Origin of the sequence: Kitasatospora sp. NPDC051164 (assembly GCF_044455625.1) — a bacterium.
Taxonomy (GTDB): Bacteria; Actinomycetota; Actinomycetes; order Streptomycetales; family Streptomycetaceae; genus Kitasatospora.
Genome location: NZ_JBITFB010000017.1, coordinates 101,680 through 118,589 on the forward strand (window position 1 = coordinate 101,680; position 16,910 = coordinate 118,589).

5 protein-coding genes are annotated in these 16,910 nt (G+C 70.9%); 3 read left to right on the top strand and 2 right to left on the bottom strand.

Going from position 1 to position 16,910, the window contains the following annotated elements; genetic code table 11:
• Positions 1-164 precede the first annotated feature (164 nt).
• Both ACIBEC_RS25345 and ACIBEC_RS25350 read right to left on the bottom strand, forming a co-directional pair.
• Positions 165-563: a hypothetical protein gene (locus ACIBEC_RS25345; RefSeq protein WP_360506191.1), complete on the bottom strand. Its 399-nt coding sequence runs from the start codon at positions 561-563 to the stop codon at positions 165-167.
• Positions 564-628: 65 nt separating this feature from the next.
• Positions 629-7,519 (bottom strand): polymorphic toxin-type HINT domain-containing protein, encoded by a 6,891-nt coding sequence (locus ACIBEC_RS25350; RefSeq protein WP_360506194.1) that lies wholly within the window; start codon positions 7,517-7,519, stop codon positions 629-631.
• A gap of 268 nt (positions 7,520-7,787) precedes the next feature.
• Between ACIBEC_RS25350 and ACIBEC_RS25355 the strand changes: the two genes are divergently transcribed.
• The 3 genes from ACIBEC_RS25355 (at position 7,788) to ACIBEC_RS25365 (ending at position 16,741) form a co-directional block, all read left to right on the top strand.
• A complete protein-coding gene (locus ACIBEC_RS25355) occupies positions 7,788-7,988 on the top strand; it encodes a hypothetical protein (protein WP_360506197.1) in 201 nt (66 codons plus the stop codon).
• A gap of 382 nt (positions 7,989-8,370) precedes the next feature.
• Positions 8,371-12,618, top strand: a complete 4,248-nt coding sequence (locus ACIBEC_RS25360) for a ricin-type beta-trefoil lectin domain protein (protein ID WP_360506200.1) — start codon at positions 8,371-8,373, stop codon at positions 12,616-12,618.
• Between the two features lie 193 nt (positions 12,619-12,811).
• On the top strand, positions 12,812-16,741 hold the full coding sequence (locus ACIBEC_RS25365) for a beta-N-acetylglucosaminidase domain-containing protein (protein WP_360506202.1): 3,930 nt from the start codon (positions 12,812-12,814) through the stop codon (positions 16,739-16,741).
• The last annotated feature ends 169 nt before the right edge of the window (positions 16,742-16,910 follow it).

Here is a 16,910-nt window from a genome sequence, read left to right on the forward strand (position 1 = left end):
CGCGACACGAGCGTGGGCCGCATCCCCTCTGCGACGACGCTAAGCACGTGACTTGGGGCCCCGCCGAGCGACTGCACAATCTGCTTGCGGCACAGGCGACATGGCCACGAGGGAAGCGCCACGGCAACCGCCCGAGCAGGCTGCCGCCACGGCAGGGGACGTTCTCAGTCCTGTCCGCCCCGGGGCCGCGGGTACCTGGCGTACAGGTCTGCCAGTTCACCCAATGCCTTGGCCAGCGCCGCCTGGGCATCGCGCCGCGGTTGGCCAACTTGGACTTCCCCGAGAGCCTCCCGCTTCGGTCGGCCTGCCGCAGCAGCCTGCTCCCGGAGAGCGTGGCGCTCCTTGTCCAGGGCCTCCCCTGCTGCCATGAGCCGGCAGCACGCTCCTTTGACCACTTCCCAACCGTCGACCGCATCGGCCCACGCTTCGACGAACCCCTCGTCGTCATCTGTGGCGAACGACCCGGCCCGGTTGAGATACGAGGTGTTTGAGCTGACCAGCAGCCGCCCGAGCTGGTACTCGACCTCATGGTCGGCATGCCCGCTCGCAAGCATGTCGCCCAAGGCAGCCGCCCCAGTGGGCGCCGCGGACTCGCTGTGGTTCCAACGCGACATCGGAGCAGCTCCCCTCATCTTCCCATGAGATCCCTGACCGAGAGCCCGAACAGCGCCCCGAACTCTCGAACGCCCGCAGTTGGCAAGCCCCCAGCTGCAGCTACTGCCCTACAGTGAGTGAGGCAACTATTCGTAATTTGATCATATGCGCCAAGGCTTCTCGAGCTGTTGACCAGCCTATGTTGCAGAGCCAGCGCCGCCTGCGGGTTGGGCAGGGGAATGGTGATTGAGCGGCGCTTGGGCGTCGCCTTCTCGAAATCGTCGATCTCAGTTGTCAGCTTGTCCTCGGAATGGATCTGTTCGGTGTGCCGAGAGACCGAACCATTCGAGACCTCAACGCTGTAGTGGGGGGCATCGCCCGCCGCATCGGGCTCCCAGCTGTGCAGGGTGATCGTCCCGTCGCCGCAGTTGTGAACCAGGACCGGGGAGGTGCCAGCCAGCACATAGTACGTGTGGAGCAGGTTGACGGTGAGGTTGTGGGTGGTGACGGCGTAGGGGTAGTTGCGGACGGACTGGATGGTGAGGGTGGTGCCGTCGGGCTTGCGGAGGTGTTCGCCGGGGGTGAGTTCACCGGCATCCACCCACTGCTGGCGGGTCTCGCTCCAGTAGGGATGGTGGTGGGTGGAGGTGATCTTCGCCTGATCAGCCGCGGGCGGCCCGCGGCGACTGGCGTCGTCGGTGAGGGTGAGGTCAGTGAAGTCCTTGTCGTCGGGGGTGGTGATGGTCGCGGTGACGGGTTCGGGGTGGGTCTCGCCGGTCTGGGGGTCGGTCGCCATGACGACGTCGCCCTCGTGGATGTCCTCGATCGGCTTGAGGGTGCCGTCCCCCATCAGGACCTGGGTGCCGGTCGGGAAGCTGTTGGGTCGGCCAATCGGGCAGCTGCCGCCGACAGAGTCGTCTGCTTCCTTGGCCACGGCCTTGGGCTCGGTGCCGGCTGCGTCTGCTGCTGTTTCCTTTGCTGCTTTTTCTTCTGCGGCCTTGGCGGCCGCCGCTTCAGCTGCTCGGGCCTCCGAAGCTGCCGTCTTGGCGGTGACCAGGGCGGCTTCGGCTTCCTTTGCGGCGCGTTCGCCGGACCTGATGGCGGTGTAGGCCTTCTCGATCTCCTTGTAGATCTTGAGTGCCTGGATGCCGACTTTGATGGCCTTGAAGATCTTGCCCCAGGGGACCACGTTGAGGGCGGTGTTGATGCAGCCCATCACGTCGCCCTTGGTGAAGCAGTCGCGGGCGTCGTTGAAGCCGATCAGATCGCCGATGATGTCGACAACCTTGTGCACGAGCTCTTCGCGCTTGTGCTTCGCCTCGTTTACGACCTTGTCGGCAGCATCCTTACGGTTCCCTGCATCCTGCTCCTCCGGCGTCTTATTCGGCACCGAAGCCAGGGTCGGGGAGTTCCCGCCCGCCGGGGTGATGTAGGAGTAGCCGTGACCGTTGTCCCTTTCAGTCGCGAGGCCATCGCACTCGGCCGTGGTGTCGCAGGTGGGCCGCAGGCCGTTGGCGTCGGACTTGTTGATCGGGCTGTTGTTGGCGTAGGCGTAGGCGTTCCATTGCTGGGGGTCGCCGGGGTCGGTGATGGGGTCGGGGCTGATGAAGCGGCCCGTTGTGGAGTCGTACTCGCGGGCGCCGAGGAGGGTGAAGCCGGTTGACTTCTCCTTGGTACCGCCGACGAAGCCCTTGTCACCGGCCCAGACGCCCGCCTCGGGCTGGGTGCCGCGCTCGTTGCCGAAGGGGTCTGTGGGGCGGCGGACGTGAGTGAGCGTCGCGGCGTCGAACTGGACGCCGTTGGTGCCGTGCGGGTCCGCGCCCTGGTAGGCGAGCGTGGAGGTGCCGTTGGTGGTGGTGCGGGTGATGGAGAGGCCGGTGGACGCCGCGTAGGAGCGGACGTCGGTGACGACCTTGGTGTTGGTGTCCAGGGTGATCTGGTCGGCACCCAGGTTGAGGGTGACCTTGCCGGGGTCACGGCGGATCAGCTGGTTGCCTGACACGTCGTACAGGTAGCTGGTGGCGCCGCTCTGGCCAGTGCCGGTGATCTGGTCGAGCTTGCCCTGGGCGTTCCAGGCCAGTGTCCGGGTGCCCGGGGTGTCGGTGATCGAGGTGGTGTTACCCGTGGCGTCGTAGGTGTAGGAGGTCACCGCGGTGCCGGCCGGGCCGGTCTGGGTGGACTTCATCAGCGCGTGCGGACCGCCGGTGCCGCCGCCCGTCTTCGGGTCGGTGGACGGGGTGTTGGGGCCGGTGCCGAAGGTCTGGGTGGTGGTGACGTCCTTGGTGGTGTCGCCGGTGACGTCCTTCTGGACCAGCTTGGTGCGGTTGCCGATGAGGTCGTACTCGTACTGCTGCCAGTACGGGGCCGGTCCGCCGACGCTCGGCTTGTCGGCGTCCATCGACGGTCCGTCGGTGTTGGCGCAGGCACCGACGCCGGGGACGCTGGGTTGGGGCCTGGTGGTCTGGGTCCCGGTGTCGGTCCAGGCCTGCGTAAGGCGCCCGAGGTAGTCGTGGGTGAAGCACTGCAGGTCGGCGATCTCGCCGTCCTGCGCGTTGCGGGCCGACGTCACCTGGCCGAGGGGGTTGTAGGTGTAGTCGACCGAGTCGACGTGGGCGGTCTCGGCGGTCTGCTTGTCCAGGATCGAGCGCGCGACCCGGCCGGTGGCGTTGTCGATGTCCAGCGTGGCGACCACCTGAGCGCCTGCGCCGCCCACCGTGGTGCGGTACGGCCGGCCGTACGGGTCGTAGCGGACGTCGGCAACGAAGGTCGTGGTCTCGAAGCCGATGGTGCTGGAGAGGCCTCCGAACTGGCCGACGACATCGGTGGCGAAGCTCAACGTCTCCCGGCCCATACCGGCCACCGCGGGCATCGTCGTCGTCGCCAGACGGCCTGCGGCGTCATAGGTGTTGTCGGTCTGGTAGACGCCGGCGAGCTTGCCCTCGGCAGCGGGAATCGTCGTCTTCGCACCGGTCTCGCGATACCCGATGTCGTAGCCGGTGACTTCCGACGTGTACGCGGCCCCGCTCACGCCGCCGACGTAGCGGGTGGAGGAGGTCGGCTTGCCCTTGGCGAGGGTGTCGAAGGTCCACGCGGCGACCTGCCTGGCCGGGTCGACCGCCGTGCCCTCGTAGGCCGCGACGGTGCGGCCGAGCAGGTCGGTGACGCTGGTCGCGCTCTTGCCGCGCGAATCCGTGGCTGTGACGAGGTTCTTGCTGTCGTCGTACGACGTCGTTCCGATGCCCGAATCCGGGTCGGTGGTCTTCACCGGGCGGCCGAGCAGGTCGTACTCGTACGTCCACTGGTTGCCGGCCGCGTCCTTGCGCCAGACCTCCTTGCCGTCCGGCGTGTAGCTGTAGGTGGTCTCGTCGTACGGGCCGGTCGGGGTATTGCCCTTGTACTGGCGCAGGGCAACGGTGTTGCCGCGGGCATCGGTGATGGTCGCGGAGGCGTAGCCCCCGGCCGGCGGGGTGGTGCGGACCTCGTCGGCACCGACGAAGTCGGTGTGGGTGCGCCACTGTTCGATGCCATAGGACTGGAAGATCGAGTCGACGACCCGGCCCATCCCGTCGAGCTTCTGAACGGTCTGGGAGGGGATCTTGCTGTCCGGCTCCACGCCGCCGTTGGGCAGGAAGAGCTGGCCGCTGGGCTGCGCCTGGTCGTTGTAGTAGGCGGCGCTGGTCTTGGTCTGCCAGCCGTGCGAGTCGAACAGCGCGTCGGTGACCATACGGCCGGTGGCGCCCGAGGGCGTGCTGGCCTGGGTCTGCCGGACGCGGCCGAGGCCGTCGTAGATGGTGAAGCTGGAGGTGTAGGTCTTCAGGTCACCCATCAGCGCCTGGCTGAGCACCTGCGAGGGCGCGTTGGTGCCGTTGACCGAGTAGGAGATCTTGCGGTTCGGCCGGTTCGGGTTCTTGGTCCGGTCGTTGTCGGGGCTCCAGCTGGCCATCGCACGCCCGAGGGCGTCGAAGTCCTGCTCGCTGATCCGGCCGTTCTCGTCCTTGATCTTGAGCGGTGAGCCGCGGCCGACGTCCAGCGTGCTGACGGTCTGCCAACCCACCGGGTTGGTGTGGGTGACCTCCGTGGGCAGCTGGCCGGTGGCCGGGGAGTACGCGGTCTTGGTCTCGGCGCCGGTCGGGTGGGTGTCGTCGGTGCGGGTCGGGTCGATGGTGCTGACGACTCGGCCGTAGGCGTCGAAGCTCGCGCGGGCGGTGGTCCGGTAGACCGGCTTGCCCGCGGTGTCGTAGCGCTCCAGGACCTCGGTCGAGGTCTGCTCGGCCTTGGCGCCGGACTGGCCGAGAGGCAGGCCGTCGAAGTACGCCCGGGTGTCGGCGACCGTGTTGTCCTTGGTCGCGGTCTGGCCGCAGGCGCCCTTGAGGACCAGAGTGCGCGAGGCCAACTGCGTGGGTGCGCCACCGGGGCCGGCGGCGTACTCGAACGAGGTGCAGAGCAGTTGCTCCGGGTGGGTCGGGTCGCCGTTGTCGTAGACGGTCAGCGGACGGGCGAACGGCGTCGAGTCGTACGAGGTGGAACGCTCGCGGGTGCGCCAGCCGTCGGCCAGCTTGTCGTGGTTGGTCACCTTGAGGACGTTGACGGCTCGGGCCGTGATCGCCGGCATGCCGCCGGACTGGCCGCGAGTCGCCGTGATCGGGCCGATCCACGGGTCGGAGACCACGGTGGAGAGGAGCTCGCCGTTCTCGCCGTTGTAGTTGGCGGAGTCCCGGATGAAACCGACCAGGGCGTTCTCGTCCTTGATGGCGCCGCCGTGGACGTCGGTCACGGTCACCTGGCGGGTGGTTCCGTTGGCGAGGACGTCGCCGTCCATGCCGCGCAGGAACGTGGCGACCGACTTGGTGCGCGGCGCCTCGACATCGTTGCCGCTGCCGGTGAGGGTCGTGACCGTCGCGTAGCCGCGGAACTGGTCCCAGGTCCGGCTCTTGGAGTCGGCCATCTCGGAGTCGTTGCGGTGCCAGGCCGCGCCGCCGCCGTACACGTAGTTGGTGACGACCGCGGGCTGGCCACCGGCGACCGAGTCCTCCTGGGTGACGGACTGCACGATGATCTTGTTGAACCAGTCGTTCACCGGATCCGGCGCACTCTGCCCGGGCAGGTACCACTTGACCGGCATGCAGGCCATCGTGTTGCTGTCCTCGGACGCCGGCATCGTCCCGCCGGCCTCGCGCGAGCACTCTGCCGGCCGGTAGACGACGTTGATCAGGCCGCCGGTCTCGGTGGTGATCTTCTGGATGCGCGGGCGGTTGTACGGCTCGATCGAGGCCGAGGTGCCGTCCGGCGCGACGATCTGGCCCTGGACGCGGTTGGCGATCTGAAGCGGCTGGAAGGACACCGCCGGCAGGGTGATCGGCGTGCGATTGTTGCTGCCGGTGTGCTGGACCGAGTCCAGCCACAGTGACGGCGAGGTGCCGTCACCCGGGTCCTGGAAAGACTGGTTGAGGGCGAAGGAGTCGACCGGGCGGTACGTAGCGCCGTCCCAGACCTCGGTGTCGATCTTCGTGAGGCGCTTGGTGGTCCAGAAGGTCGGCGAGTAGACGGTGCAGTCGCCGGTCGCGTCGCAGTTCTGGTCGACCGGGGTATCCGGCCAGCGCTTGGCGTTGGCCTTGGTCCGCTGGGACGGGTCACAGGTGAAATCACTGTCCGGCAGGCAGCGCTCGGCAGTGCGGAACCACACCTGGGCGGCCGGGTTGGCCTTGCCCTTGGCGGCGATCTGGTCGGGCAGGCGCTGGCCGTAGCCCACCCAGGTCGGGTAGCTGGCGCGCTGGTACTGGGTCCGGGGGCCGTTGCCGTTGTTCTGGCCACCGCCCTGGACGTAGCGGTTCTGCTCCTGCTCGTACCGGTAGGTGATCAGGTTCTGGTGCGGGTCGACGACGTAGTCCAGCGACCACTGCCAGCCCATCTGGTTCCAGGTGTTGGTGGCCGGGGAGCCGCTCTTCAGGCACGGGTCCTGGCCGCCGGGCCAGTAGACCGGGAGTGTGGAGACCGAGTTGGCGGCCTGGTCGGTGCCGTCGCCTCCGGGCAGGTGGTTGGCACCGAAGTAGTACTGCGTGCCGTCGACGGTGGTGATCCGCCAGGCCTCGCCGTTCCAGGCACCGTTGTTCTGGCCGGTCAGCCGCTCGACCTTGGTGCCGTCCTCGCCCTGCAGGTGCCACTCGCAGGACTTGTCGTCCTTGACGAGCTGGCCCGCGTGGCCGGCGAGCGAGAGCTGGAGCAGGTCGCCGCCCCAGCACTGGTCGCCCGACTTGTCGATGCCGGCGTCCTTGCAGCCCTTGTAGCCGCGGACGATGGAACCCGGCTGCCACTCCCAGCCCTCGCCGACCCAGGACGGCTGGGCGTTGGTGGAGGCGGTCTTGCCGTCCACGGCGGAGGAATCGTAGCCGAGCGAGACGTCGGGGGCGGGTCCGGCCAGCGCGGAGGGCAGCTCGACGGTGTAGCCGTAGGTGAAGTTGCCCGCGTTGGCGCCGGCCTGCCAGGAGGCGGACGGGGTGATCGGGGAAGCGGTGAAGTCGCCGCTGCTGCCCTTGGCGTCGGCCTCGACGGCGAGCGCCACCGTGGGGGCGGCGGCGGCCGGGCTCGCGAAGACCCCCGAGGTGAAGGACTTGGCGGCGGCGGAGGTCTGCTGCGGAACGTCGACCTCGGCCACCAGCCGGCCGGTGGAAGCGTCCCGGTGGGACGGCACCGGGGTGCGCGCCGTGCAGCCTGCGGCGCCCGGCGTCGTCAGCGCGCAACCGGGCAGCTGGACGATCCTCGCCCGCGAGGCCCAGTTGGCACCGGCGTTCTTCGCCCAGGCCCGGACGTCGATCCCGACCTGGACCCGACCGGCCTGGTTGCCCACACCGGTGTCGGTGAGAGCGACCAGGGCACCGTTCACTCCGGCGGCCTTCGCTTGGCCCTGATCGGCCAGATCGACCTGCAAGGCCGAGGGGTCGTCCTTGGCTGACGGGGTCGCCGGTGCGGTTCGAGCGGCCGATTTCCCACCCGGGGCCGGGGCGATCCAGACCGGCAACGAGCCGGCCTGAACCGGCTGCGAGGGTGTGGCTGCCGGTGCCGCGTCGGATGCGGTCGGCGCCGGCGCCGCCTTGGCGCCGACACCGCCGAGGACCGCGGTGGCCCTGCCGGACGGTGGACTGGAATCGGTCGGTGGCGACCACTTCTTTCCGGGATCGGGGTGGTAGCCGGCAGCCTTGCCGTTCGTGCCCTTCACCGGATGGGTTTCCGGCACCGGCGTGTTCGGCGGCACCCAGACCTTCGGCGGAGTGGCCGCGTGGGCGACCGCCTCGACCGAGGGGATCGTCACCACCGACATACAGACAGCCAGCGCGGCCGCGACAGCCACCTTCAGGCTGCGCGGACGTGTGAACACGCGGACACGACGAGACAACTGATCCCCCCACAGATCACGAAAGCTTGAATCGGGCCGACCCCACCAGCCCAGGCTCCCGGCACCTTAGGGGCACACGACCTATCCGGAACAGGAAGACTTCATGATCACGCAGTGTGAGGAATGTCACCCGGAGAGCAATGTGCCACCACCCGCGACAACTCGGACACCCTGTCGACAAAACGCTTTGACAGCGAAGCAATTGTGAAGGCAGCGTGCCGCTGACTTCTGCTCACATCACCTTTGACGACGGGGTCTTCATGTCGAGGGCAAAACCTCCATCTCTTCCAACTCCCGGACGGAGCACGAGAAGCCGGACATTCGGCGCGGCGCTCCTGCCACTCGCCTGCACGGCCGTCCTCTCCCTCGGCGCGGGGCTGTTGGCGGTGCCCGGCATCGCCGCGGCGGCGACCGCCGACCGCAACCACGGCCCTGCCGACACCTCCTGGCCGACGCCTCCACCGCCTCCGGCCAAGGGACGGTCCGACGCCCGCTCGGCGCAGACCGAGGCGATACGCACCGCCCAGGCGAAGGCCAAGAGCACCGGAAAGCCCGTCGTCGTCGATGCCTTGACCACGGGGAACAGCCGGACCACGGCCAATCCGGACGGCACGGTGACCAACGACTCCACACCGGTGGCGGAGCGGGTCAAGAACGCCGACGGCACCTGGCGCGCCGTGGACGCGACCCTCCGAACCAACCCTGACGGCACCGTCACACCGACCGCCGTCCCGTCCGCGCTCACGTTCTCCGGCGGGGGCAGCGGGCCACTCGCCACCATGGCGACGGCGGACGGCAAGAAGCTGTCGATCAAGGCACCGTTCGACCTGCCGAAGCCCGAACTCACCGGCAGCAGCGCGCTCTACCGGTCCGTCCTGCCCGGCGTCGACCTGGAGCTGAGCGCCACCACCGCGGGCGGCTGGCGCCAAGTCCTGATCGTCCGCACCGCACAGGCGGCCGCGGATCCGAAGATCAAGAATCTGCACCTCGACACCGTCGCCGACGGGCTGACCGTCAAGGCGGACGCCAACGGCAACCTGACGGCCGAGGACACGGCCGGCAAGGCCCGATTCACCGCTCCGGCCCCGGTCATGTGGGACTCCGCCCCGGCCGGATCCCAGCCCAAGTCGGTGGCCAAGGCCGCCGCAGCCGCCCCGACGGACGGCACCCCGACCTCGGTCGGCTCCGACAGCAAAGCCCCCGGGCCTGGCGCCAGGACCGCTCCGATCACCACCACCGTCAGCGCCAGTGGCATCGACCTGGTGCCGGACCCCTCGTTGCTCGCGCAGGGCACCGGCCCCTGGTACATCGACCCGGGTTGGAACCCCAGCGCCGACAACGGCACCCAGGCCTGGGCGCAGGTCCAGTCGGCCTACCCCGCCACCCCGGAGTACAACGGCACCCAGTACGGCCAGGACAAGCCGGGTTCCGGCTACTGCGGCTACATCGACACCAACAACCGCTGCCAGAAGGAAGGGAAGGAGCGCGCCTACTTCCAGGTCGGTCTGAACCCGACGTTCTGGGACTCGGCCGTGCTGAGTGCCAAGCTCTACGCCACCATCGCGGAGTCGTCCAGCCCCTCGACGTCCACGCCGATGGGCCTGTACTCGACCGGTGCGGGCAACAGCAACCCGATCAACCAGTGGACGCGCTGGGAAGCCCAGCCCTGCCCGGAGCTTTCGAGCTGCGCCAAGGTCGGCACGAACTGGATCATGGGAGCGGGCGGCAAGGAGTTCGACGTCCTCACCCAGATGATCTGGGCGGCGCGCGAGCACTGGGGCGGCTGGACCTTCATGTTCGCCCCCGACGACGAGACCAACAAGTACTACCACCAACGGTTCGACAAGAGCCCGCACATCGTCGTCACCTACGACGTCGCACCCGCCATCGGCAGCCCCGCCACCAGCCCGACACCCGGCTTCGCCCGTGACGCTGCCTACAGCCCCTGCCAGACTCCCGGAACCGGCAACCCGTGGGACACTCCGGGCTGGGTCGGGATCAACACCGACGTCAACCTGAGCGTCGACACCTGGTCGCCGACCGGTGAGCAGCTCTGGACCACGTTCAAGATCTGGGACGACGACGACAACGGTTCCTCGAAGGTCTCCGACACCGACTGGGCGGCGAGTTCGGGCCGCAAGAACGTGAGCGTCGGCCCGCTGATCGACGGACACCAGTACGGCTGGTACGCCGTCACCGACGACGGCACGCTCCACAGCGGAAACTCCCCGATGTGCTACCTGCGCGTCGACCGCACCCCGCCGACCGCCCGCATCACCTCGACGGACTTCCCTGAGTCGGGCACTCTGGGCGGACACCCGAAGCTCGTGGGCCAGGAGGGCGTCTTCACCCTGACCGGCACCGACCCGGCTCCGGCCACGGGCGGCCGCTCCTCGGGCCTGGCCTGCGCCCGATGGACCACGGACCCCGTCCAGGCCGCCGCCACCGGATGGAACTGCACCGACGGCGGCAACATCGTCAAGATGGACGGCGACGGCAGCTTCCAGCTGAAGTACACCCCCTGGCACTGGGGGACCAACTTCCTCTACCTGCAGACCCAGGACAACGCCGGCAACATGTCGCAGCCGGTCGCGTACACCTACTTCGTGCCGAGCAACCCCGCCGCCGGCGATCCGGTCATGGGCGACATCGACGGCGACCGGAAGAGCGATGTCCTCCTGCCTGACGGCACCGGCTCACTGCGCCTGGTGGGCGGCAACGCCGACCCGTACGCGGCCCCGAACACCAGGCCGGCCTCGGCTCCCGGTGCGGCGGACAACCAGGACTGGAGCACCGTCCAGATCACCCACCGGGGCTCGTTCACCGAGCGGAACGTGGATGACCTGATCGCACATGCGCCCGGCGCCGCCGAGTTGTACCTCTACGCCAATGACGACAGGGCGGGGCACCTCGACGGTCAGGCCGCGAACGAGCTGGCCAAGAGCCGCACGTGCGCGCTGCCCGATGCCACACCGATCGACTGCGCGGCCTACGGCAACGGCAGCGACTGGTCTGCGGTCACCCAGATCGCGGCGTTCGGATCCCCCATGGGAGACACGCCCAAGAACGTCGGGACCGCCATGGCCGGTCTGCCGCACTCCTCACTGCTCGTCGTCGAACGCGGCCGACTGTGGCTCAACCTGCAGGGCACTGTGAAGCACCTCGACGGACCCGCCATCCTGCTGTCGCAAAGTCAAGCCTGGGACTACTACGACCTGATCACCCCCGGCCCGACCAAGGGCACCAACATCCCCACCGTCTGGGGCCGGTCCAAGGGTGACGGAACCATCCACGCCTACCAGTTGGCCAAGGGCAGCGCCCCCGGGACCTTCGACGCCTCCGGCTTCGCCGACCCCACCAAGGGCTGGCTGGCCAACGGCGTCGACGCCAAGCTCTACCCGAAGGTCGGCTCCAACGGCGACGTCACCGGTGACGGTGTCCCGGACCTCTGGGCGGTCGACACCGACAATCAGCTGGTCGCCTGGGCCGGCGTCGGCACCAAGACGGCCGATGTCAACAGCGGCCCGACGGTGACCGGCCTGGAGCAGAGCCCGGTCGCCCTCGGCAACCTCAACCGGCCGATCGGCAACTGGCTGGCCGCGCCCGACGGCGGCAACGCCGTCGGCGACGGGCAGAAGCGCGCCAACGGTACGGCCTCGGGCGTGAGCTGGGTCGGGGACACCGTGGACGGCCGGGCGGTCACCGTGGGTGCCTTCAGTCCCGACGCGGGATCGAACATCACCATGTCGGGTCCGGTGGTCGACACCCGCAGGAGCTTCACCCTCTCCACCTGGGCCAAGTCCGGACCGGGCGGCGGCGTGGTCGCCAGTCAGGAGACCGGACACGGCAGCAACTTCCTGCTGTACACCGACGGCCCCGGGCGGAACTGGAGCTTCGCCCTGGCGTACGCGGACGACGACAACTGGTCGTACGACTTCACCCGCGTGGTGAACGCCAGTGCCCAGACCCGCCCCGGTGTCTGGACCCGGCTGACCGCCTCCTACGACGCGAACACCGGCATGATGGCACTGTACGTCGACGGCGTCCTCGCCGGCACCGCGGTCCACAGGGCGAGCACCAGCCCGCCGTCCTCGGGGCCGTTCGAACTCGGCCGCTACCGGTACCAGTCGAAGCCGAGCCCGAGCTTCGACGGCGGCATCAGCAGCACCGCCGTCTACCCCTTCGCGGTGGCACCCACCGCACCGAGCGTCACCGGGGTGGTCCGCTCGGCCGTCAACGGCGACATGTGCGTCGACGACACTGGTGCCGGCACCGCCAACGGCACCGCGATCCAGCTCTACGACTGCCACGGCGGGGCCTCGCAGCAGTTGTCGCTCGGCAACGACGGCACTCTGCGCGTCCTCGGCGGGTGCATCGCTCCGGTGAACGCGGGTGCGGGCAACGGCACTCCGCTGGAGTACCGCACCTGCGACGGCACGGCGGCGCAGCAGTGGGTGCCGTTCGCGAACAACGTGCTGTACCACCCGGCCTCGGGCCGGTGCCTCGACCTTCCGGAGTGGAAGGCGGTCGACGGCGCCCGGCTCGACCTGTGGGACTGCACCTACGCGGCGAACGAGCAGTGGAGCGTCCCGATGGTGCGGACGGCCGTGCTGCCTGCGGCGCCGCGTTCCTGACGTCCGCGTCCTGAGCCGGACACACGGGCCCGCTTCGCCGGTCGGCGGGGCGGGCCCGACGTGGTATCGGGGGCGGGTTCGGGGAGAGGAAGAAAAGGGGCAAGACAGGCATAGCCGTCGGTGGCGTTGACACCGGGTTGGGTAGCTGGTGGGGTTGCGGGCGTTGTGGTTCCGGCCTGGCTAGGAGGCTCCTGTGCAAGCCCGAGTGTCCGTTGTGGCCGGGCGGCGGCTGCGGTTGCAGTTGGAGCAGAGTCCGGCGTTGCGGGACGTGTTGCAGCATCCGGCGGCGTTGGTGGCGCGGCGGGCGACGGCGCGGACGTGCCGTCAGTTGGCGCCCCGGACGGCGGACCGGCTGATCGCCGATCTCAAGGGCACGGAGCCGCTGTTGGCGTCCGTGCGGGCGGAGCGTGCGACGGGGCGGCCGGGGCGGCGGGCGATGCAGATCGCGGCCGGCGTGGCGGCCGCGGCGGTGGTCGGCGGGCTGTTGGCCGGGCCGTTGCCGTCGGCGTACGCGGCGACGCCGGGGCCGGACGTGGTGAGCACCGCGCCGCAGACGCCGCTGGGGAGCGTGACCGATCCTCAGGTGTTCCCGCGGCCGCAGGAGCAGGCGGTGGCGGGCAGGGCGGTCGTGGTGCCGGGTGCCGTGACGCTGGTGACCACGCCGAAGACGGACCCCGGGGCGGTGCTGGCCGTCCGTGAGGTGCTGGACATCGCCGGGGCGACCGACGTGACGTCGCGGCCGGACGGCGGGACGCCGGTGGCCGGGTCGCTGGTGGTGTACGTCGGCGGGCCCGCGGAGGGTGCCGGCGGCGAGGTGGACCGGGTGCTGCGGCAGCTGACCGCCGCGGCGGGCGGCAAGGAGGGCACCGCGCCCTCGACCGCGAACCTGCCGGCCGGCGGGTACGTGCTGTCGGCCGGTCAGTTGCCCGCCCAGGGCGGCGGGACGTACGGCGCGGTGGTGCTGGCGGGCGTGGACGCCACCGGGACGTTCTACGCCGCGCAGAGCCTGCGCCAGCTGCTGGCCGCCGTGCCGGCCGGGCAGGGGCAGGCGGCGGGCGCGAACGGGCTCGGCCTGCCGGGGATCACGCTGCGGGACTGGCCGAGCGGCGCGCCGGTGCGCGGCACCGCGGAGGCGTTCTACGGCACCCCGTGGACCGCGCAGCAACGGCTGGACCAGATCGACTTCCTGGGCCGCTCCAAGCAGAACTTCTACCTCTTCGCCCCCGGTGACGACCCGTACCGGCTGTCCCGCTGGCGCAACGCCTATCCGGCCGCGCAGGCGGACGAACTGCGCGACCTGGCCACCCGGGCGCGGCGCAACCACGTCACGCTCGGCTACGCGATCGACCCGGGGCAGTCCCTCTGCTTCAGCTCCGGCAAGGACGTGGACGCGCTGGTGGCCAAGCTGGACGGGCTGCGGGCGCTCGGCTTCACCGCCTTCCAGCTGCAGTTCCTGGACGTCAGCTACGACGAGTGGCACTGCGGAGCCGACCGAGACGAGTACGGCACCGGGCCCGCCGCGGCCGCCAAGGCGCAGGCCGAGCTGGTGAAGAAGGTCAACGACCGGCTGATCGCCAAGAACCCGGGCCTGGCGCCACTGTCCGTCGTCCCGACCGAGTACCACCAGCAGGGCGCCACGCCGTACCGCAAGGCGCTGGCCGCGGCGCTGCCGGCGGGCGTGCAGGTGGCGTGGAGCGGGGTCGGGGTGATCCCGGAGAAGATCACCACCGCACAGGCCTCCGACACCACCGACCTGTACGGGCACCCGCTGGTCACCATGGACAACTACCCGGTCAACGACGCCAGCCCGGACCGGCTCTTCCTCGGCGCCTACACCGGGCGCGACCCGGGCGTGGCCACCCGCTCGGCGGTGATGCTGACCGGCGCCATGCAGCAGCCGGTGGCCTCCCGGATAGCCCTCGCCACGGCCGGCGACTACGCCTGGAACCCGGTCGGCTACAAGCCGGACGAGTCCTGGCAGGCCGCCCTGCGCTCGCTGGCCGGGCCGACCGGCGCAGCCGCGACGCCCGCCGGGACGGCACTGCCCGCGGTCACCGCCCTGGCCGGCAACAGCACCTCCTCGCCGCTGTCCAAGCAGGAGTCCGGCTACCTGACGCCGCTGCTCGACCGCTTCTGGGCCGCCGCCGAGCCGACCTCGGGCACGGCGCCCGACCTCGCCAAGCTGATAGAGGCCGCCGGCCCGCTGCGGGAGGCGTTCGCCGCGATGGCCACCGCCCAGCAGACCCTGGCGGGCACCCCGGCCACCGCCCAGCTGGCCGGCGAGGCCGCGCCCTGGCTGGGCCCGCTGCGCGACTACGGGCTGGCCGGGCAGGCCGCGCTGAACATGCTGCTGGCCCAGCACGGCGGCGACGGCGCGGCGGCCTGGAAGGCCCGGGTGGAGCTCAACCGGCTGCGCGAGCAGCTCGACCGGGCCCCGGCCACCATCGGCGCCGGGGTGCTCGGCCCGTTCCTGGAGCGCGCCGTCCGGGCCGCCGACAACTGGGCGGGCGTGGTCGGCGGCGGGGTCACCGCGACCACCACCCTGGGCACCGCGCAGGACCACCTGCCCGGGCTGATGACCGACGGCGTGGCGAACACCTTCTACTGGAGCTCCGCTCCCCCGCAGCCGGGCGACGCGGTCGGCCTCGACCTCGGCGCGGGCCGCCCGGTCAGCGGCGTGACCGTGCTGATGGGCAGCTGGGGCAACGGCGCGGACGCCGCGACCGCCGTGGACGACTACATCCGCGACGGCGTACTGGAGTACTCCACCGGCGAGGGCGGCTGGAAGCAGCTCGCCGTCGTCAAGAACCAGAAGACGGTCAGTGCCCAGCTCCCGCCGGGCACCGTCGTCCGGGCGGTGCGGCTGCGGGCCACCGCGGCGCAGAAGACCGCCGTCGCGGTGCGCGAGTTCACCGTCACCGCCCCGGACGAGTCCCCGGCGAGCGTCACCGGCGGGCCCGACGCGCTGCCCGGCTCCTCCGCCGCCGCCGTGCTGGACGGCAACCCGGACACCGCGTACCGGGCCGCCAAGGCCCCGACCGCGCAGGACGACCCGCTCATCGTCGAGCTCGGCGCCGCCCGTCCGCTGGACCGGCTCACCGTGCTGACCGACCCGGGCGTGCGCGCCACCGCCACCGTCGCGGTGCGCCGGGCCGACGGCACCTGGGCGGACATCGGCACCGTGCAGCCCGGCTACAACGAGCTGCCGGCCGGCGGGCAGGTGGCGGACGCGTTCCGGCTGACCTGGAAGCCCGGCGGCGACCCGCCGGTCGTCAACCAGGTCATCCCCTGGTACGCGGACGCCCCGGCGGCCCGGCTCACCCTGTCCGACCCGGCCCTGGACGTGGTCACCGGCGCGGGCTCGCCCGCCCAGACCCGGGCCACCGTGGAGGCCGGGCGCCCCGAGGGCACCACCGGCGAGCTGCGCGCCGAGGTGCCGGCCACCGCCAAGGGCCTGACCGTGACCCCGGCCGGCCCGGTGACCGTGCCGCGCGGCGGCCGGGTGGGCGTGCCGCTGCTGGTCGCCGCCGCGCCGGGCACGCCGTCCGGGACGTACCAGGTGCCGGTGCGGTTCGTGGCCGGGGCGACCACCGTCCAGCAGGTCCTCCAGGTGCACGTGGTCCCGCCGACCGGCGGGCCGGACCTCGCGCTCGGCGCGAAGGCCACCTCCTCGGGCGACGAGACGGCGAACTTCCCGGCCTCGGCGGTCGCCGACGGCGATCCGAAGAGCCGCTGGTCCTCACCGGCCAAGGACGACGCCTGGGTGCGGCTGGAGCTGCCGCAGGCGACCCGGCTGGGCTCGGCGGTGCTGCACTGGCAGGCCGCGTACGCGAGCTCGTACAAGATCCAGGTCTCGGCGGACGGGAACTCCTGGACGGACGCGGCCACGGTGGACAACGGCAAGGGCGGCGACGAGACGGTGCGCTTCGACGCGCCCGGGGTCCGGTTCGTCCGGGTCCAGGGCGTGGCGCGGGCGACCAAGTACGGCTACTCGCTGTACGGGGTCGAGCTGTACGCGGTGACCCCGCCGGCCGCGCCGCAGCCGCCGGCCGGCCAGCCCGGGCAGCCGGGCGGTGCGCCGAGCGCCCCCGCGACTCCTCCGGCGGCGCCGCCGAAGCCATAGCCGTAGCCGTAGCCGTAGTCCGGCGGGTCGGGCACGAGAAGCCCGGTCTGGCAGGAAAAACGCGGCAGGTCGGCAGGTCGGCAGGAGAAACGCGGCGGGCCGCCGTGCTCCCCGGTGCGGGGGCGCGGCGGCCCATGAGGCGCGTACCGACGGTGTGACGGGCGAGCCC